This is a genomic window from Streptomyces sp. NRRL F-5123 (assembly GCF_000721495.1).
Classification (GTDB): Bacteria; Actinomycetota; Actinomycetes; order Streptomycetales; family Streptomycetaceae; genus Actinacidiphila.
Map to the genome: position 1 here is coordinate 1 of NZ_JOHY01000011.1, position 25,399 is coordinate 25,399.

At 73.5% G+C, this 25,399-nt stretch carries 23 protein-coding genes; 12 read left to right on the top strand and 11 right to left on the bottom strand.

The annotated features are described in order from the left end of the window. Window positions 1-138: 138 nt before the first annotated feature. Together IH54_RS0112810 and IH54_RS0112815 are read left to right on the top strand one after the other, a co-directional pair. Window positions 139-387 (top strand): phosphopantetheine-binding protein, encoded by a 249-nt coding sequence (locus IH54_RS0112810; protein ID WP_031516078.1) that lies wholly within the window; start codon window positions 139-141, stop codon window positions 385-387. Beyond that, window positions 384-1,796 carry a condensation domain-containing protein gene (locus IH54_RS0112815; protein WP_031516080.1) on the top strand — a complete coding sequence of 471 codons (1,413 nt, stop codon included), beginning with the start codon at window positions 384-386 and terminating at the stop codon, window positions 1,794-1,796. Before IH54_RS0112810 ends, IH54_RS0112815 begins: the two co-directional genes overlap by 4 nt. A 49-nt stretch (window positions 1,797-1,845) precedes the next feature. On the opposite strand, the gene IH54_RS0112820 is transcribed toward IH54_RS0112815, so the two are convergent. Together IH54_RS0112820 and IH54_RS0112825 are read right to left on the bottom strand one after the other, a co-directional pair. After that, the gene (locus IH54_RS0112820; RefSeq protein WP_031516082.1) at window positions 1,846-2,919 is read right to left on the bottom strand and encodes an adenylate/guanylate cyclase domain-containing protein; all 1,074 of its coding nucleotides are present in this window, start codon (window positions 2,917-2,919) and stop codon (window positions 1,846-1,848) included. 525 nt (window positions 2,920-3,444) lie between these two features. Continuing rightward, window positions 3,445-4,302 (bottom strand): biotin--[acetyl-CoA-carboxylase] ligase, encoded by an 858-nt coding sequence (locus IH54_RS0112825; protein WP_031516084.1) that lies wholly within the window; start codon window positions 4,300-4,302, stop codon window positions 3,445-3,447. A 229-nt stretch (window positions 4,303-4,531) separates the two neighbouring features. On the opposite strand from IH54_RS0112825, the gene IH54_RS0112830 reads away from it, so the two are divergent. The 4 genes from IH54_RS0112830 (at window position 4,532) to IH54_RS0112845 (ending at window position 7,402) form a co-directional block, all read left to right on the top strand. After that, a complete protein-coding gene (locus tag IH54_RS0112830) occupies window positions 4,532-6,121 on the top strand; it encodes an acyl-CoA carboxylase subunit beta (RefSeq protein ID WP_031516085.1) in 1,590 nt (529 codons plus the stop codon). Between the two features lie 31 nt (window positions 6,122-6,152). After that, window positions 6,153-6,368, top strand: a complete 216-nt coding sequence (locus IH54_RS0112835) for an acyl-CoA carboxylase epsilon subunit (protein WP_420711740.1) — start codon at window positions 6,153-6,155, stop codon at window positions 6,366-6,368. 148 nt (window positions 6,369-6,516) lie between these two features. Continuing rightward, entirely contained in the window at window positions 6,517-6,654 is a 138-nt protein-coding gene (gene mmpB / locus IH54_RS46145) for a morphogenic membrane protein MmpB (RefSeq protein WP_199923380.1), read from the top strand. A gap of 91 nt (window positions 6,655-6,745) precedes the next feature. Beyond that, window positions 6,746-7,402: a Maf family protein gene (locus IH54_RS0112845; RefSeq protein ID WP_052397373.1), complete on the top strand. Its 657-nt coding sequence runs from the start codon at window positions 6,746-6,748 to the stop codon at window positions 7,400-7,402. Window positions 7,403-7,424: 22 nt separating this feature from the next. Here the strand turns inward: IH54_RS0112845 and IH54_RS0112850 are convergent, their stop codons facing one another. Further along, a complete protein-coding gene (locus IH54_RS0112850) occupies window positions 7,425-7,931 on the bottom strand; it encodes a hypothetical protein (RefSeq protein WP_234343487.1) in 507 nt (168 codons plus the stop codon). A 440-nt stretch (window positions 7,932-8,371) separates the two neighbouring features. On the opposite strand from IH54_RS0112850, the gene IH54_RS0112855 reads away from it, so the two are divergent. Then, the gene (locus IH54_RS0112855) at window positions 8,372-10,132 is read left to right on the top strand and encodes an acetyl/propionyl/methylcrotonyl-CoA carboxylase subunit alpha (protein ID WP_031516093.1); all 1,761 of its coding nucleotides are present in this window, start codon (window positions 8,372-8,374) and stop codon (window positions 10,130-10,132) included. A gap of 97 nt (window positions 10,133-10,229) precedes the next feature. On the opposite strand, the gene IH54_RS0112860 is transcribed toward IH54_RS0112855, so the two are convergent. Then, on the bottom strand, window positions 10,230-11,687 hold the full coding sequence (locus tag IH54_RS0112860; protein ID WP_043180724.1) for an MFS transporter: 1,458 nt from the start codon (window positions 11,685-11,687) through the stop codon (window positions 10,230-10,232). A gap of 129 nt (window positions 11,688-11,816) precedes the next feature. Here IH54_RS0112860 and IH54_RS0112865 point away from each other — a divergent pair, with 129 nt between their 5' ends. Beyond that, window positions 11,817-12,371 (top strand): TetR/AcrR family transcriptional regulator, encoded by a 555-nt coding sequence (locus IH54_RS0112865; protein ID WP_031516097.1) that lies wholly within the window; start codon window positions 11,817-11,819, stop codon window positions 12,369-12,371. 58 nt (window positions 12,372-12,429) lie between these two features. Here IH54_RS0112865 and IH54_RS0112870 read toward each other — a convergent pair whose 3' ends face one another. Together IH54_RS0112870 and IH54_RS0112875 are read right to left on the bottom strand one after the other, a co-directional pair. Continuing rightward, complete coding sequence (locus IH54_RS0112870; RefSeq protein ID WP_234343488.1) at window positions 12,430-13,320, bottom strand: DeoR/GlpR family DNA-binding transcription regulator; 891 nt, start codon at window positions 13,318-13,320, stop codon at window positions 12,430-12,432. 107 nt (window positions 13,321-13,427) lie between these two features. After that, on the bottom strand, window positions 13,428-14,864 hold the full coding sequence (locus IH54_RS0112875; protein WP_031516101.1) for an NAD(P)H-quinone dehydrogenase: 1,437 nt from the start codon (window positions 14,862-14,864) through the stop codon (window positions 13,428-13,430). Between the two features lie 266 nt (window positions 14,865-15,130). Between IH54_RS0112875 and IH54_RS0112880 the strand changes: the two genes are divergently transcribed. The 4 genes from IH54_RS0112880 (at window position 15,131) to IH54_RS45470 (ending at window position 19,424) form a co-directional block, all read left to right on the top strand. After that, window positions 15,131-15,568, top strand: coding sequence for a gamma-glutamylcyclotransferase (locus IH54_RS0112880; RefSeq protein WP_031516104.1), 438 nt, complete (start codon window positions 15,131-15,133; stop codon window positions 15,566-15,568). A gap of 507 nt (window positions 15,569-16,075) precedes the next feature. Next, the gene (locus IH54_RS0112885) at window positions 16,076-16,885 is read left to right on the top strand and encodes a purine-nucleoside phosphorylase (protein WP_031516106.1); all 810 of its coding nucleotides are present in this window, start codon (window positions 16,076-16,078) and stop codon (window positions 16,883-16,885) included. Window positions 16,886-16,915: 30 nt separating this feature from the next. Continuing rightward, on the top strand, window positions 16,916-18,556 hold the full coding sequence (locus IH54_RS0112890; protein WP_031516108.1) for a phospho-sugar mutase: 1,641 nt from the start codon (window positions 16,916-16,918) through the stop codon (window positions 18,554-18,556). A 346-nt stretch (window positions 18,557-18,902) separates the two neighbouring features. After that, window positions 18,903-19,424, top strand: a complete 522-nt coding sequence (locus IH54_RS45470) for a hypothetical protein (protein ID WP_159011812.1) — start codon at window positions 18,903-18,905, stop codon at window positions 19,422-19,424. Here IH54_RS45470 and IH54_RS0112900 read toward each other — a convergent pair. From IH54_RS0112900 to IH54_RS0112920, 5 genes are all read right to left on the bottom strand, one after another. Continuing rightward, window positions 19,405-20,256, bottom strand: coding sequence for a phosphate ABC transporter ATP-binding protein (locus tag IH54_RS0112900; RefSeq protein WP_031516112.1), 852 nt, complete (start codon window positions 20,254-20,256; stop codon window positions 19,405-19,407). The two genes, IH54_RS45470 and IH54_RS0112900, sit on opposite strands and share 20 nt — an antisense overlap. Before the next feature lie 51 nt (window positions 20,257-20,307). Next, window positions 20,308-21,222 (bottom strand): sortase, encoded by a 915-nt coding sequence (locus tag IH54_RS0112905; protein ID WP_052397374.1) that lies wholly within the window; start codon window positions 21,220-21,222, stop codon window positions 20,308-20,310. A gap of 78 nt (window positions 21,223-21,300) precedes the next feature. Beyond that, window positions 21,301-22,758, bottom strand: coding sequence for an Ig-like domain-containing protein (locus tag IH54_RS0112910; protein ID WP_159011814.1), 1,458 nt, complete (start codon window positions 22,756-22,758; stop codon window positions 21,301-21,303). A 145-nt stretch (window positions 22,759-22,903) separates the two neighbouring features. After that, the gene (locus IH54_RS0112915) at window positions 22,904-24,031 is read right to left on the bottom strand and encodes an Ig-like domain repeat protein (protein WP_031516117.1); all 1,128 of its coding nucleotides are present in this window, start codon (window positions 24,029-24,031) and stop codon (window positions 22,904-22,906) included. A gap of 150 nt (window positions 24,032-24,181) precedes the next feature. Continuing rightward, window positions 24,182-25,297 (bottom strand): hypothetical protein, encoded by a 1,116-nt coding sequence (locus IH54_RS0112920; protein ID WP_031516120.1) that lies wholly within the window; start codon window positions 25,295-25,297, stop codon window positions 24,182-24,184. Window positions 25,298-25,399 lie beyond the last annotated feature (102 nt).

A 25,399-nucleotide genomic window follows, 5' to 3' on the forward strand; every position in this document is an offset into this window, starting at 1 on the left:
CTTCGACCACCGCACCGTCGAAGCCGTCGCCCAAGCCCTCGAAAACACACTCCTCCAAGAACTCGACCAGCTCACCGACGCCGAAGCCGACCAACTGCTCGGCCAGAGCGGGAGCGCCCACGGAATGGACGGAACAGCATGACCACCCCGGTGATCAAGGAACGTCTGGCCCAGCTCGTCGCGGAGTCCTCGGACGGCGCGATCACCGCGGGCCAGGCGCTCGCGAGTGCGGCGCCGCTGTCCGACCTGGGCCTGTCCTCGCTGTCCCGGATGCGCCTGGTCGACGCGGTGGAGGACGAGTTCGACGTCGAGATCGACCTCGACGGCGACGGGTGGGACCTGGTCGACAACCTCGACGCCCTCGCCGCGCACCTGGAGTCCCGGTGACCGAGGCGCCGCCCGCCCCCGCCGCGGGCAGGACCGCGGCGCCGCAAGTGACATGGGAGCCCGTGCCGTTCACGGCGGAGGGCGGCGAAGGGCCGCTCGCCTGGGGGCAGTTCCACATGTGGCACCCGATGCTGCGGTACGGGGCGTCCTTCGCGACGCTCAGCCTGCGCCAGGTGCTCGCCCTCCCCGCGCCCGGCCCCGACGTGCCGCGGGCGCTCGCGGCGATCCGGCGGCTCGTCGAGACGCACCAGGTGCTGCGCACCCGCTTCTCCGACCGCGCGGGCGAGCCTTGGCAGACCGCCGCCGCCGAGGGCACGCACCTGGTCGAAGTCTGCGAGCTGGGCGCGGACGCGGGGGCCGGGGCGCTCGCCGCGTACGCGGAGCGGCGGACCCGCAAGCTCGCCGCCGAGCCCTTCCGGCACAGCCACGAGTGGCCGGTGCGCTTCAGCCTGGTGTGCCGGGGCGGGCGGGTGCGGGCCGTCGCCGTCGTGTGCTCGCACCTGACCTTCGACGGCTGGTCCGCCGACCTCGTCGGCACCGCCCTGCGCCGCCTGCTCGCCGGGGCGCGCGCCACCGCACCGGAGTGGCAGCCGCTCGACCAGGCCGCGTACGAGCGGTCCGAGCGAGGCCTGCGGGACGACGCCCGCGCGATGCGGCACTTCCGCGCGCGGCTCGCCGAGGTGCCCGACACCGCGCCGCGCCCGCCGCACGAGCCCGCCTCCCCGCCGATCCAGCAGTGGTGGCTGACCTCCACCGCGCTCGCCGCGGCCTCCGTCGCGGTGGCCGAGCGGACCCGTACGTCCAGCTCCGCGGTGATGCTCACGCTCGCGGCGACCGCGCTGGCGGCGCTGCGCGGGCAGTCCACGGTGCCGCTGCTGCTCATCACCGGCAACCGCGTCACCGAGCGCCAGCAGCGCTACACGGCGGCGACCGCGCAGGACGGGCTGTACGTCCACGACGGCGGCGCGGGCGGCACCCTGGACGACGCCGTCCGCGCGGTCTACCGCCGCTCCGCGACCTCCTACCTGCGGGCCGCCTTCCACCCGGCGTCGCTCGCCGCCCTCACCGCCGAGCTGGACGCCGCCCGCGCCCACCCGCTCGACCTCACCGGCTACTTCAACGACGCCCGTCTCAGCCGCGACTGGCAGCTGCCCGCGGGCCCGGGCCCGTACGCCCGCTCCGCGCGCGGTCCCGCCTTCGTGCGCGGCTACGACACCAACGACATGGCCTTCTGTCTCGTCCTGGCCCAGCAGGGCCCGGACTGCCAGGTCTCCCTGCTGGCCGACACCCGGCTGCTCCCGGCCCCGGCGATCCCGACGCTGTTGTCCGGGCTCGAATCCGTGCTCTGCGACGCGGCCGCCTCGGACATGCCGCTGTCCGCGATCCCCCCCGCCCTGGGCATCGGGTAGCCGCGGGGGCGCCCGCCCGCACGGCGGGAGAGCCGCACTCCCTCCCCGCCTACCGGCGGGTGAGCAGCCAGGGCTCGACCACGCCGAGCCCCCGCACCGGCCGCCGCCACATCGGCTGGAGCGCGAACCGGTACTTCGCCGAATCCGCGGCGTCAGCCCCCTCGGCGTCCACATCCGCCTCGGACAGCGGCGCGTCGCCCGCCTCGCCGAGCGCCTCCGCGAAGTCGCCGTCGACCAGGACGGAGTCGCGCGGCGCTATCGAGGTGAGCCGGGAGGCGAGGTTGACCGTCGTGCCGAACACGTCGCCCATCCGGGTGGTGACCGTGCCGAAGGCCATGCCGACGCGCAGCGCGGGCATCATCTCGTCGCCCGTCATCGTCTCGATGAGCCGGATGCCGATCTCGGCCGCGGTGCCGGGGTCGTCGGCGACGAAGAGCACCTCGTCACCGAGGGTCTTGATGAGCCGCCCGCCGTACGCGGCGACCTGGTCGGCGGCCGTGGTCTCGAAGGCCTCGACGAGTTCGCCGAGCTCCTCCTCCTCCAGCCGCCGGGTGAGCCGCGTGAAGCCGACGAGGTCGGCGAAACCGACGGCGAGCCGCCGGTCCACGGCCTCCTCGTCGTCGGACTGCACGACCCGGCTGGTGGCGGCCGCGACCTGGCGGCGCCACACGTAGATGAGGAATTCCTCCAGCTCCGGCAGCAGCAGCTCGACCAGCGGATACGCGACCTCCGCGCGGGTCATGCCGGGCTCTGGCGGCTCGGTGAGGCCTTCGAGGAAGGAGTCCGTCTGCCAGTCGGCGAGCCGCGCGGTGGTCTGACCGGTGGAGCGGGCCACCTGGACGGCCATCGACTCGCTGAGCAGGCCCGCCTCGACCAGGCCCGCGAGCCGCCGCAGCGCCAGCACGTCGGCCTCGGTGAGGGCCTTGGCCTGGCCGATGTCGGCGAAGCCCATGGCACGCCAGAAGCGGGCGGCCAGGTCCATCGAGACGCCCGCGGTGCGCGCCGCCTGGAAGGGCGTGTAGCGGCGGGGCGCGCCGAGGATGAGCTGTTCGAGCCGCAGCGCGAGCGGGTGCTCCCCCGCCTCCGCGGCGGCCTCGCCCGCCCTGCCGTACGCGGCGGGCATGCCGTGCTCCCCGGGGGCGCGTACGGGCTCGGGCTCGGCGGACTCGACGGCGAGCGTGCCGGAGCCGCCGGAATCGCCGGAGTCCGCGGACCCGCCGGGCTCCGCGGGCCGCTCGTCCTCGTCCGGCCCGGGCTCGCGCCCCTGGGCGGCGCGCTCCCCGGCGTCGCGGTCGCCACGGGAACCCGCGGCGCGGCCCGGCTCCGGGGCGGGGGGGCCTGGGTCGTCGGCGCTCACCGTACGACCCCTGTGGAATCCCTGCGCACAGCCCTTCCGATCATCGAGACGACGCAGCGAGTCCACGATACGGCAGGTGTGCCGCAGCTCACTCTCACCGGGAGCCGCATCTCGCCGGTACGGCGCCGGTCACCGGTGCACGGTCACCGGGACGGCGGTCACCACCCCGTACGCACCCGGCCGCCGCGCGGCAGCGGACCGGCACCCGCCTGCGCGCAGCCACCCGGCCGCGCGGCAGCGGACTGGCACCCGCCTGCGCGCAGCCACCCGGCCGCGCGGCGGCGGACCCGCTCAGGCCGTGGGCCGCAGATGCACCACGTCCCCCGCCCCCACCGCCTGCTCGCCGTCCGGTCCGGCGATGACGAGGCGGCCGTCGTCGTCGATGCCGACCGCCGTGCCGGACAGCTCGCGGTCGCCGGGGAGTTCCGCGCGGACCTGGCGGCCGAGGGTCGCGCAGCCTGCCGCGTAGGTCTGCCGCAGCCGGGAGGCGTCGGGGTCGCCGCCCGCCGAGCGCCAGGCCTCGTACCAGTCGGCGAGGGAGCGCAGGACGGCCCGCAGCAGCGGGTCGCGGTCGGTGGCGGCGGCGCCCGCGAGGGCGAGGGAGGCGGCCGTGGGGACGGGCAGCTCGTCCTCGCGCAGCGACACGTTGAGACCGATGCCGACGACGACACCGCTCTCGCCGGTGCGCTCGGCGAGGATGCCGCCCGCCTTGCGCTCCTCGTCGTCGACGGTGAGCAGCAGGTCGTTGGGCCACTTGAGTGACGTGTGGACGCCCGCCGTCCGCGACAGCGCGGTGGCGGTGGCGACCCCGGCGAGCAGCGGCAGCCAGCCCCAGCGGTGCACGGGCACGGGCGCGCCGAAGGCCCCGGCCTCACCGGGCCGGAGCACGACGGAGAAGAACAGCCCCGAGCGCGGCGGGGCGCTCCACCTGCGGTCGAGGCGGCCGCGCCCGGCGGTCTGCTCCTCGGCGACGAGCACCGCGCCCTCGGCGGCCCCGGCGGCGGCGCGCGCGGCGAGGTCGCTGTTGGTGGAGCCGGTGGCCTCGACCACGTCGAGCGAGGTCCACAGCGGTGAGCCGACGACGGCCCGGCGCAGGGCGGCTTCGTTGAGCGGCGGGCGTTCGAGGTCGGACCAGCGGCTTGTCGTCATGCGCCCCACCCTACGAGCCCGCGGTGCGGCAGGCCGTGACACGCCGGTGCGGGCCCGTGCCGCAGGGTGGTCGGTGCGGGCAATGGTGGTGCAGTGTGGTGAACGCCGCAGTGCCCGTACCGGAGAGTCGCCGTTACGCTACCGAGCACAGCGTTACTGACCAGTTAAGAAGACCCCCGCACCGCAGTGAGCCGCCGAGAGCAGCCCAGAGCAGGAGAGCCGCCGAGCCATGGCCGAGCCGGACTACGACATCCACACCACCGCGGGCAAGCTCGCCGACCTGCGCCACCGTATCGAGGCTGCGGCGCACGCGGGCTCGCAGCGCGCGGTCGAGAAGCAGCACGCGAAAGGCAAGCTGACCGCCCGCGAGCGGATCGAACTCCTGCTGGACGACGACTCGTTCACGGAGCTGGACGAGCTGGCGCGGCACCGCTCCACGAATTTCGGCCTGGAGGCCAACCGCCCGTACGGCGACGGCGTGGTGGCGGGCTACGGCACCGTCGAGGGCCGCCCGGTCGCGGTCTTCTCGCAGGACTTCACGGTCTTCGGCGGCGCGCTCGGCGAGGTGTTCGGCGAGAAGATCCTGAAGGTCATGGACTTCGCGCTGAAGACCGGCTGCCCGGTCATCGGCATCAACGACTCCGGCGGCGCCCGCATCCAGGAGGGCGTCGTCTCGCTGGGCCTGTACGGCGAGATCTTCCGCCGCAACACCCTTGCCTCCGGGGTGATCCCGCAGATCAGCCTGATCACCGGCCCGTGCGCGGGCGGTGCGGTGTACTCCCCCGCCATCACCGACTTCGTGGTGATGGTCGACCAGACGTCGCACATGTTCATCACCGGCCCGGACGTCATCAAGACGGTCACCGGCGAGGACGTCGGCATGGAGGAGCTGGGCGGCGCGCGCACCCACAACTCCACGTCCGGCAACGCCCATCACCTGGCCGCGGACGAGAAGGACGCCTTCGAGTACGTCAAGGCGCTGCTGTCCTACCTGCCGGGCAACAACCTGGAGGAGCCGCCCGCCTTCGCCGCCCAGGCCGAACTCGCCGTCACCGACGAGGACCTGGAGCTGGACACGCTGATCCCGGACTCCGCGAACCAGCCGTACGACATGCACAAGGTCATCGAACACATCGTGGACGACGGGGAGTTCCTGGAGACGCAGGCGCTCTACGCCCAGAACGTCGTGACCGGCTTCGGCCGGGTCGAGGGCCGCCCGGTCGGCGTGGTCGCCAACCAGCCGCTGCACTTCGCCGGCTGCCTGGACATCAAGGCGTCGGAGAAGGCCGCGCGCTTCGTGCGCACCTGCGACGCGTTCAACATCCCGGTGCTGACCTTCGTGGACGTCCCCGGCTTCCTGCCCGGCACGAGCCAGGAGTGGGACGGCATCATCCGCCGCGGCGCGAAGCTCATCTACGCCTACGCCGAGGCCACCGTCCCGCTGATCACCATCGTGACGCGCAAGGCGTACGGCGGCGCGTACGACGTCATGGGCTCCAAGCACCTGGGCGCGGACCTCAACCTGGCCTGGCCGACCGCCCAGATCGCGGTGATGGGCGCGCAGGGCGCGGTCAACATCCTGCACCGGCGCACCCTCGCGGAGGCCGGAAGCCCGGAGGAGGCCGACGAGTTGCGGGCCCGGCTGATCGCGGACTACGAGGACACGCTGCTCAACCCGTACATCGCCGCCGAGCGCGGCTACCTGGACGCGGTGATCGCGCCCTCGCAGACCCGGGTGCAGCTGGTCAAGGCGCTGCGGACGCTGCGCAACAAGCGGGAGAGCCTGCCGCCGAAGAAGCACGGCAACATCCCGCTGTAGGAAGGCCGGAGCCGGAGAAGGGAGTCCGTCGGTGGTGGAGATCAAGGTGGAGCGCGGCCGGCCGACGCCGGAGGAGCTGGCGGCCGTGGTGGCGCTGGTCCAGGCGCGGGCCGCGGCGGCAGGGGCGGGCGAGCCGGAACCGCCCGCGGCGCGCCCGTCGGGCTGGTCGGCGCCGGACCGCAACCTGCCGCGGGCCCTGCCGCGCCCGGCGGCGGGCGCGTGGCGGATGTCGGCCCGGCCCTCCTGAGTCGGGGGAACGCGGCACTCCTGGTACGGCAGAGGCCGAAAGGGCCGGGAGGGAGCGGGAGGGCCGGGAGGGACCGTGCCGACCGGGCCATTCCGCTTGAGTACGCGTACTCAGGCGCCGCCCCCGCACCGCGAGCACCCTGGTGGGCATGCTCTGGCCCGATGATCAGGGACGTGACGAACCGTCCGAGGACGCCCGCGAGGCGCTGCGCAAGCTGCGCCGCGCGATGGTGGTGGCCGCGCTCGTCGCGGCGCTGCTGATGGTCATCGCGACCCTGCGGGTGTGAGCGGGCCCCTCGCCTGCGAGGACGCCGCCGCCCGCCCGTACGGTTGCGGCGCCCGCCCGTACGGTTGCGGCGCCGCGCCTACGATGGTGCGATGACCTCGCCGAACTCCCTGAACTCGCCGAACACCCCTGCCTCGCCGTCCTCGCCCCGCCGCGTGCTCGTCCTCGCGTCCGCCTCCCCCGCGCGCCTCGGCCTGCTCAAGCAGGCGGGCTTCGACCCGCGGGTGGTGGTCAGCGGGGTGGACGAGACGGCGATCCGGGCCGACACTCCCGCCGAGCTGGCGCGCGTGCTGGCCGAGGCGAAGGCAACGGCGGTCGCGGGCGGCGGCATGCTCGACGGCGGCGACGAGCTGGTGGTCGGCTGCGACTCCGTCCTGGAGCTGGACGGCCAGGCGCTCGGCAAGCCCGCGGACGCCGCGGAGGCCACCGCACGCTGGCAGGCGATGCGCGGCCGCGCCGGGGTGCTGCAGACGGGGCACTGCGTGATCGACCGGGCCACCGGCCGCCAGGTCTCGGCGACGGCCTCGACGACCGTGCGCTTCGGCCGCCCGGACGACGCGGAGGTCGCCGCCTACGTGGCCAGCGGCGAACCGCTGCACGTCGCGGGCGCCTTCACCCTCGACGGGCGCTCCGCGCCCTTCGTCGACGGCATCGACGGCGACCCGGGCAACGTCATCGGCCTGTCCCTGCCGCTGCTGCGCACCCTGCTGGGCGAGCTGGGCGTACGCGTCACCGACCTGTGGGTGTAGGCCGTACGGGTGGAGGCGGGGCTCAGGGCCCGGCGGACGGCAGCGGCGCGCCCGGCGGAGCGGCGGGCGGCGGCGTCGGGTTCTGCGGCGCGGGGCCGCCCCCCGTACCGCTGCCCGCGCCGCCCTGCGCTCCCCGGGTGTCCTCGGGCGCGTAGAGCAGGAGGGTGCCGACGAGCAGCCCGAGGACGGCCATGAGGGCGACGAAGGCGAGCCAGCCCACCAGGCCGACGACGACCGCGCCGAGCACCCCGTGGACGACCGCGCAGACGATGAGCACGATCCGCCCGGCCAGGGACGCGGGCTCCTGGCGCGCCGCGACACGGGCCGTCAGGAACGCGCACAGCAGCAGGAAGAGGGCGAAGACCCCGCCCGCGATCCACGAGCCGACCGCCATCGCGTCCGGGTCGAGACCGCCGAGCGACATGTCCTGGTGGCGTACGGCGAGGCCGAGTACCCAGTTCACGAAGGCGACCCCGAGTGCTTCGAGCACCAGGACCACCGCGGTGGCAACGGCTATCCCTCTGCGCACGCTGTCCCCCCTTCGACGCCCGTCCATGGGGTCGCAGGCTACTCACGGGTAAGAGGCCGGGCAAGGGTCGTGACAGGCGCACCGGCCCACCGGTGCGCAACCGTGACCGCGCGCCGCACCGCGCCCCCCGCCGAGTCGGCGGATCAGCGGCGCGCCCTCACCCGCACGGACGGACCCGGCGGCAAACTTTACGCGGACTCTTCGTGGGATTCCCACAAAAGAACGTCAACTCCATGCACCGACTCCGAGCGAGATTCGACCCGCGCCCGGTAGTGCGGGACATGGGCGGGAGCAGGGTCGTACCGTGGACTGAGCTGGAGTTCACGGGGTGCGGTGGTTCTTCGGATCACCCTCCGTGTGGGCAAGCTCACGTGCAGGGGTGCCTCGGCATCGAGTGTGGCCAGTACCTAAACTCGGCTTGTTACATGGAGGGAGCCATCGTGCGCAAGGTGCTCATCGCCAACCGCGGTGAAATCGCAGTACGCGTCGCCCGTGCCTGCCGGGATGCCGGGATCGCCAGCGTAGCCGTCTACGCGGACCCCGACCGGGACGCGCTGCATGTCCGCGCGGCCGACGAGGCGTACGCACTGGGCGGCGACACACCCGCCACCAGCTATCTGGACATCGCGAAGGTGCTCAAGGCGGCGGCCGAGTCGGGGGCGGACGCCGTACACCCCGGCTACGGCTTCCTGTCGGAGAACGCCGAGTTCGCGCAGGCCGTGCTGGACGCCGGGCTGAACTGGATCGGCCCGCCGCCGCAGGCCATCCGCGACCTGGGCGACAAGGTCGCGGCGCGCCACATCGCCCAGCGGGCGGGTGCGCCACTGGTGGCGGGCACGCCCGACCCGGTGTCGGGCGCGGAGGAGGTCGTGTCCTTCGCGAAGGAGCACGGCCTGCCGATCGCCATCAAGGCCGCCTTCGGCGGCGGCGGGCGCGGCCTGAAGGTCGCCCGCACGCTGGAGGAGGTCCCGGAGCTGTACGACTCGGCGGTGCGCGAGGCGGTCGCCGCCTTCGGGCGCGGCGAGTGCTTCGTGGAGCGCTACCTGGACCGGCCGCGGCACGTCGAGACGCAGTGCCTGGCCGACAAGCACGGCAACGTGGTGGTCGTCTCCACCCGTGACTGCTCGCTGCAGCGCCGCCACCAGAAGCTCGTCGAGGAGGCCCCGGCGCCGTACCTGACGCCGGAGCAGAACGCGCAGCTGTACACCGCCTCGAAGGCGATCCTGCGCGAGGCGAAGTACGAAGGTGCGGGAACCTGCGAATTCCTCGTCGGCCAGGACGGCACGATCTCCTTCCTGGAGGTCAACACCCGGCTCCAGGTCGAGCACCCGGTGACCGAGGAGGTCTCGGGCATCGACCTGGTGCGCGAGATGTTCCGGATCGCGGACGGCGAGGAGCTCGGCTACGACGACCCGCCGCTGCGCGGGCACTCCTTCGAGTTCCGGATCAACGGCGAGGACCCGGGCCGCGGCTTCCTGCCCGCTCCGGGGACGGTGACGAAGTTCGTCGCCCCGTCCGGTCCGGGCGTGCGGCTGGACGCGGGCGTGGAGTCCGGCAGCGTCATCGGCCCGGCGTGGGACTCGCTGCTGGCCAAGCTCGTCGTGACCGGCGCGACGCGCGAGCAGGCGCTCCAGCGGGCGGCCCGCGCGCTGGACGAGTTCCAGGTCGAGGGCATGGCGACGGCCCTCACCTTCCACCGCGTGGTGGTCCGGGACCCGGCGTTCGCGCCGCCGAAGGGCCCCTTCACCGTCCACACCCGGTGGATCGAGACCGAGTTCGTCAACACGATCGCGCCCTTCGCGGGCTCGGCCGTGGACGAGGACGAGGCGCAGGGCCCGCGCGAGACGGTCGTCGTCGAGGTGGGCGGCAAGCGCCTGGAGGTGTCGCTCCCGGCGTCGCTCGGCATGACCCTGGCGCGGACGGGGCTGGCCGCGGGCGCCAAGCCCAAGCGGCGCGCCACCCAGCGCGCCGCGGCCGCGGTGTCCGGCGACTCGCTGCCCTCGCCCATGCAGGGCACCATCGTCAAGGTCGCGGTCGAGGAGAACCAGCAGGTCACCGAGGGCGACCTGATCGTGGTCCTGGAGGCCATGAAGATGGAGCAGCCGCTCAACGCGCACCGCTCCGGCACGATCGTCGGCCTCAAGGCCGAGGTGGGTGCCTCGGTGTCGTCGGGCGCGGTCATCTGCGAGATCAAGGACTGACCCGCCCGAGGGTCACGTGTCACGCGCGCGGCGCGGCATCCCGTCCGGGGTGCCGCGCCGCGCGCGTGCGTACGCGGGTGACGGGCCGTCAGCGGGCTCAGCGGCCGGTGAGCGGCTTGCGGGGCGGCAGCCGCAGGGCGAGCACCAGCGCGAGCGCGGCGGCGACGAAGACGACCGCGAGGACGAAGGCGGCGTCGACGCCGTGGATGAACGGGTCCTGCCGGTGGTGCCGGGAGACCGTGCCGTAGACGGTGACCAGCACCGACAGACCGAGGCTCCCGCCGACCTGCTGCATCGTCTGGAGCAGCCCGGAGGCCGAACCGGCGTCCGCGGGGGCGACACCCGACAGGATGACGGTGTTGAGCGGCATCATCGTCCAGCCGATGCCGAAGCCCATGAGCAGCATGGTCGGCAGCACCCCCTGCGCGAAGCCGTCGGACGCGCCGAGCCGGGTGATCAGCACCGCCCCGGCCAGCGTCACCGCCAGACCGGCGGCCGCGACGTACCGGGCGCCCCAGCGGGCGAGCAGCCGGGGCGCGAGGCGCGCGGCCACGAAGAGCGGCAGGGCCAGCGACAGGAAGGCGAAGCCGGTCTTGAGCGGGCTGTAGTGCAGGTAGCTCTGGAGGTACTGGGTGGAGAAGTAGAAGACGCTGGACATCGCCGCGGGCACCAGCACCATCACCCCGTACGCCAGCGAGCGGTTGCGGTCGGCGAACAGCCGGAGCACCACCAGCGGGTGCTGCACCCGGGTCTCGTTGACGAGGAAGGACGCGAGCAGCGCGACCGCGACGGCGAAGGCGGCCAGCGCGCGGGCGTCGCCCCAGGAGCTCTCGCCGACCCGGATGAAGGCGTAGACCAGGCTCGCCATGCCGAGGGTGCCGGTGAGGGCGCCCGCGACGTCGAAGCGGCCGCCGCGGTGGCGCGCGGTCTCGGTGATGAAGCGCGGGCCGAGCAGCACGACGGCCGCGCCGAACGGGATGTTGATGAAGAAGACCCAGCGCCAGGAGCCCCAGTCGGTGAGCACGCCGCCGAGGGTGAGTCCGACCGCGGACCCGGCGCCGGCGATCGCCGAGAAGACACTGAGGGCGCGGTTGCGCTCGGCGCCCTCGCGGAAGTTCGTGGCGATCAGCGCGAGCGTGCTGGGCGCGGCGAGCGCGGCCGCGGCGCCCTGGAGGCCGCGGGCGACGAGCAGCGTGGTGGCGTCGTTGGCGAGGCCGCCGAGCACCGAGGCGAGGGTGAAGGCGGCGACGCCCCACACGAGCGCCGTGCGCCGCCCGATGAGGTCGCCGATGCGGCTGCCGAGCAGCAGCAGGCCGCCGAAGGCCAGGGCGTAGACGTTGAGCACCCAGGACATCCCGGTGGCGGAGAAGCCCAGGTGGGTGCCTATGCCGGGCAGGGCGACATTCACCACCGTGAGGTCCAGCAGCAGCATCAGCTGGGTGCCGACGATGGCGGCGAGGGCGAGGAAGGCGTGCGCGCCGGAGGGGGCCGGCGTGCGGGGTGCGGCGGCGTGGTCGTCCTGATCTTCCTGGACGCGCGCGACGGGCGTGGACATGGCTGTGAGCCTCCAGCGGAGAGGTCGGCAGCGGAAACGGAGGTTGCCTCCGAAAACTATACGGAGGCGACCTCCGGATTTACCATCGTTTCGGGAGAAGACTTCTCCGGGACGGGAGGGCGGGGCGGCATGCGGGCAGACGCGCAACGCAACTACGACCGGCTGCTGGAGGAGGCCCGGCAGGCGTTCGTCGTGCACGGCACGGACGTGGCGCTGGAGGACATCGCACGGCACGCCGGCGTCGGGATCGGCACCCTCTACCGGCACTTCCCCGACCGGTCGGCGCTCATGAACGCGGTCTTCGTGCGCGAACTGGACGCCCTGGCCGGGCGCGCGCGGGAGCTGCTGGAGCAGGAGGAGCCGCTGCCCGCCCTGCTGGCGTGGCTGAAGGCGGTGGCGGTGCACGCCTCCGCCTACCGGGGGCTGTCCGCGCGGATCGTCGCCGACTCCGACGGGCACATGCTCCAGTGCAAGACCCGGCTGCACGACGCGGGGCACACCCTCCTGGCGCGCGCGCAGGCCGCTGGCGAGGTACGGCCCGACATCGCGATGAGCGACCTGCTCAAGCTCACCTCGGGCATCATCACGATCGCCGAGCAGAACCCGGAGGACAAGGGCACCTACGGCCGCCTGATGAACCTCGCGGTGCGCGGCATCGTGACCTCCGGGGACGCCGACGGCTGAACCGGCCGCACCGCCGGGGCGGGTGGGGCCGGTCCCGGGCCGGGGCGGACCGCGGGGCTCAGTGCGGCCGCAGGTCCGCGAGCCTCGGTACGGTCGGCGGGCGCAGCCCGTGCGGGCGGCGCGGCGCCGGCAGCGGCTCGCGCGGAGCCGTCTCCGGGGCCGCCCCGGGGGACGGGGCGACGGCGAGCTGCACCCCGCGGTCGGCGAGCGCCTGCAGCTCGGTGGCCGCGCGCTCCTCGCCGGGCGGCGGGTCGTCCGTGACCAGGTGGGTGATCATGTCGGTCGGCACCGTCTGGAACATGGTGTCGGCCCCGAGCTTGGTGTGGTCGGCCAGGACGACGACCTCGGCCGCCGCCTGCACGAGCGCCCGGTCCACGCTGGCGGCCAGCATGTTGGACGTCGAGAGCCCGCGCTCGGCCGTCAGCCCCGCGCCGGACAGGAACGCCCGGGAGACCCGCAGCCCCTGCAGGGACTGCTCCGCCCCGCTGCCGACCAGCCCGTAGTTGGAGCCGCGCAGCGTGCCGCCGGTCATGACGACCTCGACCCGGTTGGCGTGCGCGAGCGCCTGGGCGACCAGCAGCGAGTTGGTCACCACGGTGAGCCCCGGCACCCGGGCGAGCCGCCGGGCGAGCTCCTGCGTGGTGGTGCCCGCGCCGACGACGATGGCCTCGCCCTCGTCCACGAGCGAGGCCGCGAGATCGGCGATCGCCGTCTTCTCCGCGGTCGCTAGATGGGATTTCTGCGGGAAGCCGGACTCGCGGGTGAATCCCCCCGGCAGCACCGCACCGCCGTGCCGGCGGTCGAGTAGTCCTTCGGCCTCCAGTGCCCGCACATCACGGCGCACGGTCACTTCGGAGGTCTGGACGACACGGGCGAGTTCCCGGAGCGACACCGCTCCGTTGGCCCGCACCATTTCCAGGATCAGTTGGCGACGTTCTGCAGCGAACACGAAACCGACAGTAACCCCATCGATCGCTGCTTTCAGCGTTTTGCACCAGTACAGCGATATTCCGCGCGAAACAGACCGCGAAGTGCTACAGGCCGACCGTACGTTCGCTAATTCCCGCGGTTGTGCAGCTGCCGGGCGACCTCCGCGATCGAGCCGGACAGCGACGGGTAGACCGTGAAGGCGTTCGCGATCTGCTCGACCGTCAGGTTGTTGTCCACCGCGAGCGAGATCGGGTGGATCAGCTCGCTGGCCTTGGGCGCGACCACCACGCCGCCGACCACGATGCCCGTGCCCGGGCGGCAGAAGATCTTCACGAAGCCGTCCCGGATGCCCTGCATCTTCGCCCGCGGGTTGCGCAGCAGCGGCAGCTTCACCAGCCGGGCGTCGATCCGCCCGGAGTCCACGTCCGCCTGCGTGTAGCCGACGGTCGCGATCTCCGGGTCGGTGAAGACGTTCGACGACACGGTCTTCAGGTTCAGCGGCGCGACCGCGTCCCCGAGGAAGTGGTACATCGCGATCCGGCCCTGCATCGCCGCGACCGACGCGAGCGCGAAGACACCCGTGACGTCCCCGGCCGCGTACACGCCCGAGGCGCTGGTGCGCGACACCTTGTCCGTCCACACGTGGCCGTACTCGGTGAGCTTGACGCCCGCCTCCTCCAGGCCCATCCCGGCGGTGTTGGGGATCGCGCCGACCGCCATCAGGCAGTGCGTGCCGGTGATCACACGGCCGTCGGTGAGGGTCGCCTCCACCCCGTCGCCCACCCGCTTGACGGACTGCGCGCGCGAGCGCGACATCACGTTCATGCCGCGGCGCCGGAAGACGTCCTCCAGCACCGCCGCGGCGTCCGGGTCCTCGCCGGGCAGCACCCGGTCGCGCGAGGAGACCAGCGTCACCTTCGAGCCCAGCGCCTGGTAGGCGCCCGCGAACTCCGCGCCCGTCACACCCGAGCCCACCACGATCAGCTCGCGCGGCAGCTCGTCCAGGTCGTAGACCTGGGTCCAGTTCAGGATCCGCTCGCCGTCCGGCATCGCGTCCGCCAGCTCGCGCGGCCGCGCGCCGGTCGCGATCAGCACGGCCTCGGCCGTCAGCCGCTGCTCGGTGCCGTCGGCGGCCGTCACGACGACCGTCCGGGTGCCCTCGGCCGTCTGCGGGCCCTCCAGCCGCCCACGGCCGCGCATCACCTTCGCGCCCGCGCGCGTCACGGAGGCGGCGATGTCGTGCGACTGCGCGAGCGCGAGCCGCTTGACCCGGCGGTTGACCTTGCCCAGGTCCACGCCGACGACCCTCGCCGCCTGCGCCTCGGGAGGGGTGTCGTCGGCCACGATGATGCCCAGCTCCTCGTAGGAGGAGTCGAAGGTCGTCATGACCTCTGCGGTGGCGATCAGGGTCTTCGACGGCACGCAGTCGGTCAGGACCGACGCACCGCCCAGGCCGTCGCAGTCGACGACCGTCACCTCCGCGCCGAGCTGCGCTGCCACCAGCGCCGCCTCGTAGCCGCCGGGTCCGCCACCGATGATCACGATCCTTGTCACGTACCCCATTGTCCCGCACGCGCCAAGAAGCGACCGCGCGGGGCACGTACGTTCGCCCATCCGCTGCGGAAGGGGCCCGCAGGGCCCCGGCGCATCCCCCGCAGGGCCCCGCGCATTCCTCCGCGCACTCCTCCGCGCATCCGCTGCGCATCCCGCGGCACGGCCGGCGCGCATCCCGCCGCGCATTCCCCGGCACGGCCCCCGCTCATCCCGCCGGGCATCCCCCGGCCTGCGTGCTTACGCCGCCCCGATGCCGCTCCCGTACTCTCGACGTCATGTCGCTCTACGCCGCCTACGCAGGCAACCTCGACGCGCGGCTGATGACCCGCCGCGCACCGCACTCCCCGCTGCGCGGCACGGGCTGGCTGGCCGGCTGGCGCCTCACCTTCGGCGGCGAGCAGATGGGCTGGGAGGGCGCGCTCGCGACACTCGTGGAGGACCCGGCGCACCAGGTCTTCGTCGGCCTCTACGACATCGCGCCGGTCGACGAGGACTCCCTCGACCGCTGGGAGGGCGTCCCCCTCGGCATGTACCGCCGCACGACCGTCCGCGTCCACACGCTCGACGGCGACGTGGCGGCGTGGCTGTATGTCCTCGACGACTACGAGGGCGGTCTGCCGTCGGCACGGTACCTCGGCGAGATCGCTGACGCGGCGGAGTCGGCGGGTGCGCCCCACGACTACGTCATGGAGCTCCGTAAGCGGCCCTGCTGAGCGTTTGGGGTTCGGGGTTGCGCCCCGGGGTGCCTGTTGCGGTTTGCGTCGCGATCTTCCCTGCGTGGGGGCTGGTCGCGCAGTTCTCCCCCATGGCTTCGCCTGGGAGGTACCCCCACGCGCCCCCGGGTTGCCCGGCGGGGCATCGCGCACTCCGTACGGGGGTGGGGTCGGGTGCCACTCCGGGGGTACCTCCTCGGAATGCGCGTCTGACGTCATGACGTGTCCGGTGCCCGCACGGGCCACCACCGCTGGGGCGGCAGCCGCGCACGGCGGGTCAGCCCCCGGCGGTGGTGCGGCCCCCACAGGTGGACAGAAGTTTTCGCCACTACCTGCACGGGTGGTGGGGGTGGGAAACACCCGCGCCGGCAGGCGCGGGAAACCCCCGCCGGCGGGAAGCCGGCCGCCCACCGCGAGGGGCCGCCCGGCGGGGCGGGGGCGGGGGCTCAGGGCGCGAAGGCTAGGGGGCGTCTACGCGCGTAGGCTCAAACAGGCTACGCTCTGCGCGTGAACGCTTCCGTGAACCCCGAGCCCTACGCCGCGGCCGACGACGCCGCCGCCCGCCTGCGCGAGCTGACCCGCGCGCAGACGCACGACGTCGCCCTGGTCCTGGGCTCGGGCTGGGTGCCCGCGGCCGACGCACTGGGGACGCCCGACGTCGAGCTGGCATTCACCGATCTGCCGGGGTTCCCGGCCCCCGCCGTGGAGGGCCACGCGGGGCGGCTGCGTTCGGTGCGGGTCGGCGGTGTGCGCGCCCTCGTGTTCCTGGGACGTACGCATCTGTACGAGGGCCACGGTGTCGCGGGCGTCGTGCACGGGGTGCGGACGGCGGTGGCCGCGGGGGTGAAGACCGTGGTGCTGACGAACGGCTGCGGGGGCCTGCGGCCCGGATACCGTCCGGGGCAGCCCGTGCTGATCAGCGACCACATCAACATGACGGCGGCCTCCCCCATCGCGGGTGCGAACTTCGTCGACCTCACGGACCTGTACTCGCCGCGACTGCGGGCGCTGTGCAAGGAGATAGACCCGACGCTGGACGAGGGCGTGTACGTCCAGCTGCCCGGCCCGCACTACGAGACGCCCGCCGAGATCGGCATGATCCGGGCGATCGGCGGGGACCTGGTGGGCATGTCCACCGCCCTGGAGGCGATCGCGGCCCGCGAGGCGGGCGCGGAGGTGCTGGGCGTGTCCCTGGTCACGAACCTGGCCGCGGGCATGACGGGTGCGCCGCTGAACCACGAGGAGGTGCTCGCGGCAGGCCGCGAGTCGGCCACCCGGATGGGCACGCTCCTCGCGGACCTGCTCGCCCGCCTCTGAGGCCCCACCGAACGAAGGGAACCGGCTCCCATGACCGACCTGCTCGACCGCGCCCGCGCGTGGGCCGCGGAGGACCCCGACCCCGAGACCCGGGCGGAGCTGACCGCGCTGATCGCCGCGGGTGAGTCCGCGGAGCTGGCCGACCGTTTCGACGGCACGCTGGAGTTCGGGACCGCGGGGTTGCGCGGGGCACTGGGCGCGGGGCCGAACCGGATGAACCGCGCGGTCGTGATCCGCGCCGCCGCGGGGCTCGCGGCGTATCTCGGTCCCGGCGGCTCGGTCGTGGTCGGCTACGACGCCCGCCACAAGTCCGCGGACTTCGCACGCGACACGGCCGCGGTGATGACGGGCGCGGGCCTGCGCGCGTACCTGCTGCCGCGCCCGCTGCCGACGCCGGTGCTGGCCTTCGCGATCCGCGAACTCGGCGTCGCCGCCGGGGTGATGGTGACCGCGAGCCACAACCCGCCGCAGGACAACGGCTACAAGGTCTATCTGGGCGACGGTTCGCAGATCGTGCCGCCCGCCGACGCGGAGATCGCCGCGCGGATCGCCGCGGTGGGCCCGCTGGCGTCCGTACCCCTGGCCGCCGACGGCTGGGAGGTGCTCGGCGAGGACGTCCTCACCGCGTATCTGGACCGCGCCACCCGGGTGCTCGCGCCCGGCGGCCCGCGTGAACTCGCCACCGTCTACACGCCATTGCACGGCGTGGGCCTGGAGACGCTGACCGCCGCCTTCGCCCGCGCGGGCTTCCCCGCGCCCGTGCCGGTCGCCGAACAGGCCGCGCCCGACCCGGACTTCCCCACCGTCGCCTTCCCCAACCCGGAGGAACCGGGGGCGATGGACCTCGCCTTCAAGACCGCCCGCGACGCCTCGCCGGACCTCGTCATCGCCAACGACCCGGACGCCGACCGCTGCGCCGTCGCCGTCCCCGACCCGGACGCCGGCTGGCGCATGCTCCGCGGCGACGAACTGGGCGCGCTCCTCGCCGCCCACCTCGTACGGCGCGGCGCCGCCGAACCCGGGCAGGACGTCTTCGCCGCGAGCATCGTCTCGTCCTCCCTGCTGTCGAAGATCGCCGCCCGGGCGGGCCTCGGCTACGAGGACACCCTCACCGGCTTCAAGTGGATCGCCCGCGTCCCCGGGCTCCGCTACGGCTACGAGGAGGCCCTCGGCTACTGCGTCGACCCCGCCGGGGTCAGGGACAAGGACGGCATCACCGCCGCGCTGCTCATCGCCGAGATGGCGGCGCAGGCCCGCCGGGAGGGGCGCACCCTCGCGGACGAGCTGGACGAACTCGCCCTCGTTCACGGCCTGCACGCGACCGACCAGCTCTCGGTGCGCGTCGACGACCTCGCCCTCATCACCACCGCGATGGCCCGCCTGCGGGCCCACCCCCCGACCGAGCTCGCCGGCCTCACCGTCACCTCCTCCGAGGACCTCCGCTCCGGCGCGCAGGGGCTCCCGCCCACGGACGGCCTCCGCTACCACCTCGCCGGTGAGGGCATCTCCGCCGCCCGCGTCGTCGTCCGCCCCAGCGGCACGGAGCCCAAGGTCAAGTGCTACCTCGAGGTCATCCTCCCCCCCACCCCCGACCTCCCCACCGCCCGCGCCCGGGCCTCGGCCCTGCTGGAGGAGCTCAAGAGCGCGCTCGCGTCGGCGGCGGGCCTCTAACCGCAGCCGATGGGGTTCCCCGACCGGCACCGGCACCGGCACCGGCACGGAGCCGGCCCACACCGGCTCCTCCGGCACCCGGACCGCTGGTGCTGTGACGGGAGGGTTTGCCGGTGGCTTGCGGCGTCCGGTGCGGTGCGTCGCAAGGCGCCGGATCGGCCTCGTAGTGGGCCTACTCGGTCGATGCGGCAACGCAGCGAGGTGCCGTGCCGGGCCGGGCGTGATGTAGTGCGCGTAGACGTGGTAGGACAGCGTGCCCTGCGGTGTGTCGAGGGTGACGTGGGTGCCGGTCGGGAGCGGGGCGAGGCGGTCGTAGCCGCAGAAGTCGTGGCCGACGATGACGGACGTGCGCATCGCGTTGCCGTCGGCCTGCGCCGGGTCGGGGCCGGTGAAGAGCACCGCTGAGGTGCAGCGGTCGATCGTGGCCTGGTCGCCGCGGACGACCGGGCGGGACCACTTCCCGATGTGCAGCACCATCGTGCCCGGCGGGTACACCGGCCCGGTCGGCTGCGCCTTGGGCGCGACCGTGCGGACCGGCGGCTTCGGCGGGGCGGTGCGCGGCGGCGGGGGCGCGACCGTACGGGCCGGGGTCGTGACCGGCGCGGTGGCCGGGGCGGGCGGCGGCGGTGCGGTGGTGGTCACCGGTGCGGTGGACGGGGTCGCCGGGGGCGCCGAAAGGGCGTGCGGCAGCGGCGGGTTGGCGCCGGGGCGCGGCGCCGGGGCCGCCGTCGGGGCCTGGGCGGCGGCGGGCCGGGCGGACTCGGCCGCCGGGTGGCCGCACGCGGCGAGCAGCGCGGCGGCCACCAGCGCACCGGCGGGCAGGAGCGTGCGCGGGCGTCCCACCGGGCTCAGCCGAAGCGGCCGTTGACGTAGTCGGACGTGCGCTCGTCCTGCGGGTTGTTGAACATCGTCTCGGTGGGGCCGTGCTCCACGATGACGCCGGGTGTGCCCTGTTCGGCGAGGAAGAACGCGCAGGAGTGCGAAACGCGCGCGGCCTGCTGCATGTTGTGGGTGACGATGACGATCGTGACCTCGTCGGACAGTTCGCCGATGGTCTGCTCGATCCGCCGGGTGGACGTCGGGTCGAGCGCCGAGCACGGCTCGTCCATCAGCAGCACGCGGGGCCGTACGGCCAACGACCGGGCGATGCACAGGCGTTGCTGCTGCCCGCCGGACAGCGCCCCGCCGGGCTGCCGCAGCCGGTCGGCGACCTCGCGCCACAGCCCGGCCTTCGTCAGGCACTCCTCGACCAGGTCGTCCCGCTCGCCGCGGCTCGTCTTGATGCCGTTCATCTTCAGCCCGGCCAGCACGTTGTCGTAAATGCTCATCGCCGGGAAGGGGTTGGGCTTCTGGAAGACCATCCCGATCTCGCGCCTGGCCTGCGTGATGCGCCGCCCGCGGTCGTAGATGTCCTGCCCGTCCAGCAGCACCTGCCCGGCGAGCGACGCGCTGCCGATCAGTTCGTGCATGCGGTTGAGGATCCGCAGGAAGGTGGACTTGCCGCAGCCGGACGGCCCGATGAGCGCGGTGACCCGCTGCGCGGGCATGTGCAGGGACACCCGGTCGAGGACCTTGTGGTCGCCGAACCAGGCGGAGATGTCACGGGCGTCGAGGGTGGCGGAGCGGGACCCGGCCGTGGGGGCGTGCGACGGGGAGGCCGGTACGGGCGGGAGCTGGACGGTCTCGTCGGTGGTCGACATACGGTGGTTCTCCTCGGAGTTGCGCGGGAGCGGTACGCGGCGGCGCGCGGGTCAGAGCAGGTTGGGCAGCAGTTCGGTGGCCGCGCCGGACAGCGCGACGACGATCGCGGCGAGCACCGGCACACCCGCGATCCAGGTCTGCCAGCGCCCCCAGCGGCGGAAGGCCCAGGTGACGGCGACGACGGCGAGGAGCAGCGCCTGGAGCCACAGCATCACCGGCAGCCACGCCGACGGGTCCCCCTCCAGCGGGCGTTCGGCGGTGGGGAGCTGCCCGCCGGCCGCGGGGCCGGGCTGCACGTCGCCGACCAGGTCGGCGTCCACCCGCAGCACGCCGTGCGGGGTGTAGAGCCCGCCGGTGGAGGTGATGAGGGTGAGCCGGCCCTGCCCGGTGTGCAGCACGGCGGGTGCGGGGTCGCCTGCCCGGCGCACGCCGGTGACGCGGTAGTGCTGCTGGCCCTGCCCGGTGGTGACGGTGATCGGGTCGCCGGGCTTCAGCTCGTCCAGGTGGTTGAAGGGGCTGCCGTAGCCCCACTGCCGCCCCAGGATGGTGCTGGTGCCGGGCTGTCCGGGCATCGGGGTGTTGCGCAGGTGCCCCGGCCCCTTGGTGAGCACCCCGGAGGTGGTGCCCTGGAAGACGACCTCGCGCAGCTTGATCGACGGGATGTGCAGCACGGCGACCGGCGAACCGAGGCCGAGAAGCTTGCCGTTGGCGTCGCGCGGGCCCACCGGTGCGGTACCGGCGGCCAGTTGCCCACGCAGCCGGTCGAAGCCGGTCTGCTGGGAATGGGCGTGCTCGATGTGCCCGAGCACGGTGAGGTGCGCGGCGAAGCCGAGCAGCAGCGCGGCGAGCAGTGTGAGCGCGGCGCCGGGGATCACGAAGCGGGCGTCGGGCCGGGCGGGCGGCGGCGGCGCGGCCGGCTCCTCCGGCAGCGCGGCCGCGGGCTGCGACGGGGTCAGTACGGCCACGGAGGGCTCCTTACGCGGATCGGGGCGCCGGGCGGCGGGCGGCGCGGGGCGCGCCCGCCGCCCGGCGGAAGGAGTGGATCAGTCGCGCGGTCCGCTGCCGAAGGTCAGCAGCTTCCCGTCGCGCCGGACGCGGTAGACCAAGAAGCCGCCCGCGGCCACCATGAGCACCGAGAGCACGCTGTAGGTGAGCGCGCCGCCGGCCCCGGTCGCCGCCAGCGGGCCCAGGTTGGATCCGCCGGACGTGCCGCCGGAGTCCCCGGCGGTGCCGGAGGTGTCGCCCGTACCGCTGGTGGCGCCCGAGCTGTCACCGGTCCCGGCGGTGTCGCCGGAGCTGTCACCGGTCCCGCTGGTGTCGCCGGTGCCGGAGGTGTCCCCCGAGCCGCTGGTGTCACCGCTGCCGCCGGAGTCGCCCGAGCAGTCGGTGTCCGCCCCTGTCTTGAAGGGGAAGCTCTGCTTGATCGCGCTGGTGGCTCCGGTGAGGTCCAGCGTGTGGCAGCCGTCGGCGATGGAGGTGGGGATGGTCACAGCGAGGTTCGTGATCGCTCCCTGGGCGTCCGCGGTGGCGTCGGGCAGCGGCGAGGAGCCGTCGTCCAGCTTCAGGTGGACGGTCTCGCCGGGGTTGCCGTCACGGGCGTTCAGGAAACCGGTCAGGCTGACGGTGATCTTGTCGCCGCCCTTGAGCAGCGGGGTCTCCTCAAGGGTGTTGTTGTCCTTGTCGAGCACCGTGATGCCGGACTCCGCGAGGACGTTGTAGCTCACCACGGGCGAGGTGCTGCTCGCGTACGTGGTGGGGTCGGTGGGCTTGAAGACCGCCGTGTAGCTGTAGACGCTCGCGGCGACCCCCGGAACGGTGACGCTCGCCGTGCCGTTCGACAGGGCCTGCGTCCCGCCCTCGACCGGGGTGGGCCCGCTGAAGAACTGGACGCTGCCCACGGCGTCGCTCGGCGTCACCGTGGCCTTCAGGGTGAAGGGCTGGTCGGTCAGCGAGAAGCTCGCCGGGGTGATCGCGAGGGCGACCGACGTGGTCGCCGGCGGGGCGACCTGCTTGACCGCCCAGTCGTGCCCGGTGATGTCGATCAGCGCGGAGAAGGTCGAGGCGCTGGTGGAGGCCCCGGTGCTCGATTCGCAGATGACGTTGAGCGGGTAGGTCCCGTCGGTCATCGTCGCACCGCTGTTGCCGAAGGCGTCGGCGATGCTGTTGATGTACGTCGTCGGCCCGGGGTCGGCCGGGACGGTCACGTCGACGTCGGTGCCGCTGTAGGGAGCGCCGTCCGTGAGGCCGTAGACGATGTCGCTGGTGCCGCCCGGGAGCGCCACGCCGATCTCGATCTGGTCCTGGTAACCCGTGGGGCACCCGTCGGGAAGCGTCAGCTGGGTGAGCGGCGGGTTGTCGTCGACCGAGCCGCTGCCGGGCGTCAGGGTCACCGTCCCGGAGTCGTCGGCGCCCGCCGGCCCCGCCGTGGTGAGGACCAGGGCACTGCTGCCCAGGACCAGTGCCAGCACGCTCAGCAGTGCCGCGTGCATTCTTCTTCTCATATCTCCTTGTCCCCTCAACGGTGACGGTCGGTGGTGCTGTTCGTGCTGGTGGTGCGGCATGACGCGCACTGCCCTGCCACCTGGGAGGTGGCAGGGTCCGGGTGCGTCCGCGCAGGTCGGCGGGGTGTCCCGCGGACCGTCGCGACTACTTTGTGGTGAAGCCGAAGGTGATCTTGACCTTCGACGTCTCGCCGGAGAGCACGAGCTGGTGCGAGCCGGCGGAGATGCAGGCCGGGAGGGTGACGGTGTAGTTCGTCACCGCGCCGGACGCGTTCGAGGTGGTGGCCGGGAGGCCGACCGGCAGGGCCCCGAAGAGGGCCTTGGTGATCGACGCGTCGACGCTCTCCCCGGTGGAGGGCTGGAAGCCCGTTGCCGACACGGTGATCTGCTGACCGGCGGTCAGCTGCGGGTTGCTCCCCAGCGTGTTGCCGGCGGCGTCCTTGACGGTGATGCCCGGGGCGGCGACGAAGGCGTAGTCCAGCAGGCCGTAGGCCTGGGCGTAGGTCAGCTGGTCGGACGGCACGAAGACCGCGTCGTAGTGCCGGACGGCGGGCAGCGCGTTGGTGGGCACGGTCACGCTGGCGACGCCGTTCACCACGGCCACGGGGGTGCCGATCGGGTTGGCCCCGCCGTCCGCGGAGAAGCGCACGGTGCCGGTGACGGCCGGGGTGACGGTCGCCGTGAGCGTGAAGGTCTGGCCGACCTGGACGTGCCGGACCGGGGCGGCGGCCAGCTTGACCTTGGTGGCGATCGGCGCCTGGCGGCTGTCGACCTGCCAGGTGTCACCGGTCACGTCGATGAAGCCCGTGGAGGTGGGCCGGTCCGGGAAGTGCGCCGGGTCGGCGCTGCCGCACACCACGTGGATCGGGTACGTGCCGTTCACGAGGGGGGCGTTGACGTTGCTGAACGCGTCGGCGATCGAGTTGACGTACGTGCTGCCGGTCGAGTCGGCAGGCTCCTGGGCGGTGACCGGGGCGGTGGAGAAGGGCGCCCCGTCCGTCAGGTTGAAGGCGATACCGGACTCGCTCCCGTCGGCCGTGACCAGGAAGACGCTCAGGTTGTCCTGGTAACCCGCCGGGCAGGCCTTGCTGACCGAGACCTGGGTGAACGGCGAGCTGTCGGTGATGCTGTCGCTCCTGGGGGTGAGCGTCACGGTCGCGCCACGCGCGGCGGTCGCGGCACTCGCGCTGCCGGCTCCGGCCGCGATGACGCCAAGGCCTCCGACGGCCAGTCCCAGAGCGCCGGCCAGCGCGCCGTGCAGTCTTCGGTTCATCGTGTGATTCCCCCTGAGAATCAGTGAGTTGGTGTCCGGTGGCGGGTGGTGCGGCCGGGCACCCCGCGCGGGGTGCCCGGCCTGGCGGGCAACGGCCCGCCGGTGGTGGTTCGGGTGCGCGGGCTCAACCCCGGAGCCCGCGCGGGTGGGTCAGGAGTTGCCGGTCAGCGTGGTGGCGCCGCAGTGGTCCAGCAGGCCGAAGCCGTAGAGCTGGATGGTCGCGGTGTTGGTGCAGACCTTGGAGGTCGCGCCGACGAAGGCCAGCGCGATGTCGGTCTCGGTCAGCCGGGTGGTCTTGATGACGTTGTAGACGTCGCGGCGGATCGGGAAGGCGGTGTTCAGCACGGCCGGGCTGCCCGTGGTGGGGGCGGTCGCGTCCACCGACTCCAGGACGGCGCCGTTGCGGCGGTCACGGACCTTCGTGGCCGTGCTGTTGGACTGCGCGATCCACTGCGCGATCGAGAACGGCGCGATGTCCTCGGAGCCGTCCACGGCGACGGTGCGCTGCAGGCCGCTGCCGTCGTGCTCCTCGACCTGCGAGCCGTCCTTGGCGTGGTCGCTCACGCAGGTGGGCAGGTTGACCGGGTCGAAGCCCAGCTTCTGCGCCCAGAACTTGCGCGTGCCCGAGCCGGTCTGCGGGACCAGCGGGTGCACGGTGACGGGGTTGCCGTTCACGTCGTTGATCGTCGGGAACTGGCCGGCCGGCAGCGGGTTGCCGCTGGCGTCCAGGCAGTTGTAGACGCGCTTGAGGTCCGAGTTGGTGGGCGCGAAGGACACGTTGGCCTTGAGCGTGCTGCCGGACTTGACCGCCAGCGTCACCGCGTCCTCGGCGAACGGAACCCAGGTCAGGTTGGTGCCGGCCACCGACACGCCGCTGGAGGAGCGGGCGAAGTCGACGTTGCCCGCGCCGGAGGCGATGTCGGCGTTCAGCGCGGCGATGCCCTCGCCCGAGCCGTTCGGCCGGGTGATGCCGCCGCCCGCGGGCGGGCAGGTGCGGCCCGAACGGAGCACGATGCACTCGTGCGCCACACCGGTGGTCGGGTTGACCGCGTCGTAGGACGCGATCAGCAGGTGCGCCGGGCTGTTGTTCGGGTCGACGATCTTGCCGCTGAGGCCGTTCATGACGTCCTGCGTGGTGTCCGAACCCACGCCGTTCAGCTCGCGGAACTCGGTGGGGTCGGCCTGCGCCGTACCCGCGACCATCACTGCGGCGAGAGTCGTGGCACCGGCGACGACAGCCGCCCGCTTGGCGAATTTCACGATCACTGTACTTTCCTCCGTGATAATGCGGATGGAATTTCTGACGTGACCTGCCCGAAGGGTTTCCGGATTCCCTCCGGAGCGGCCCGGCCCGTCGACCGGCCGTGA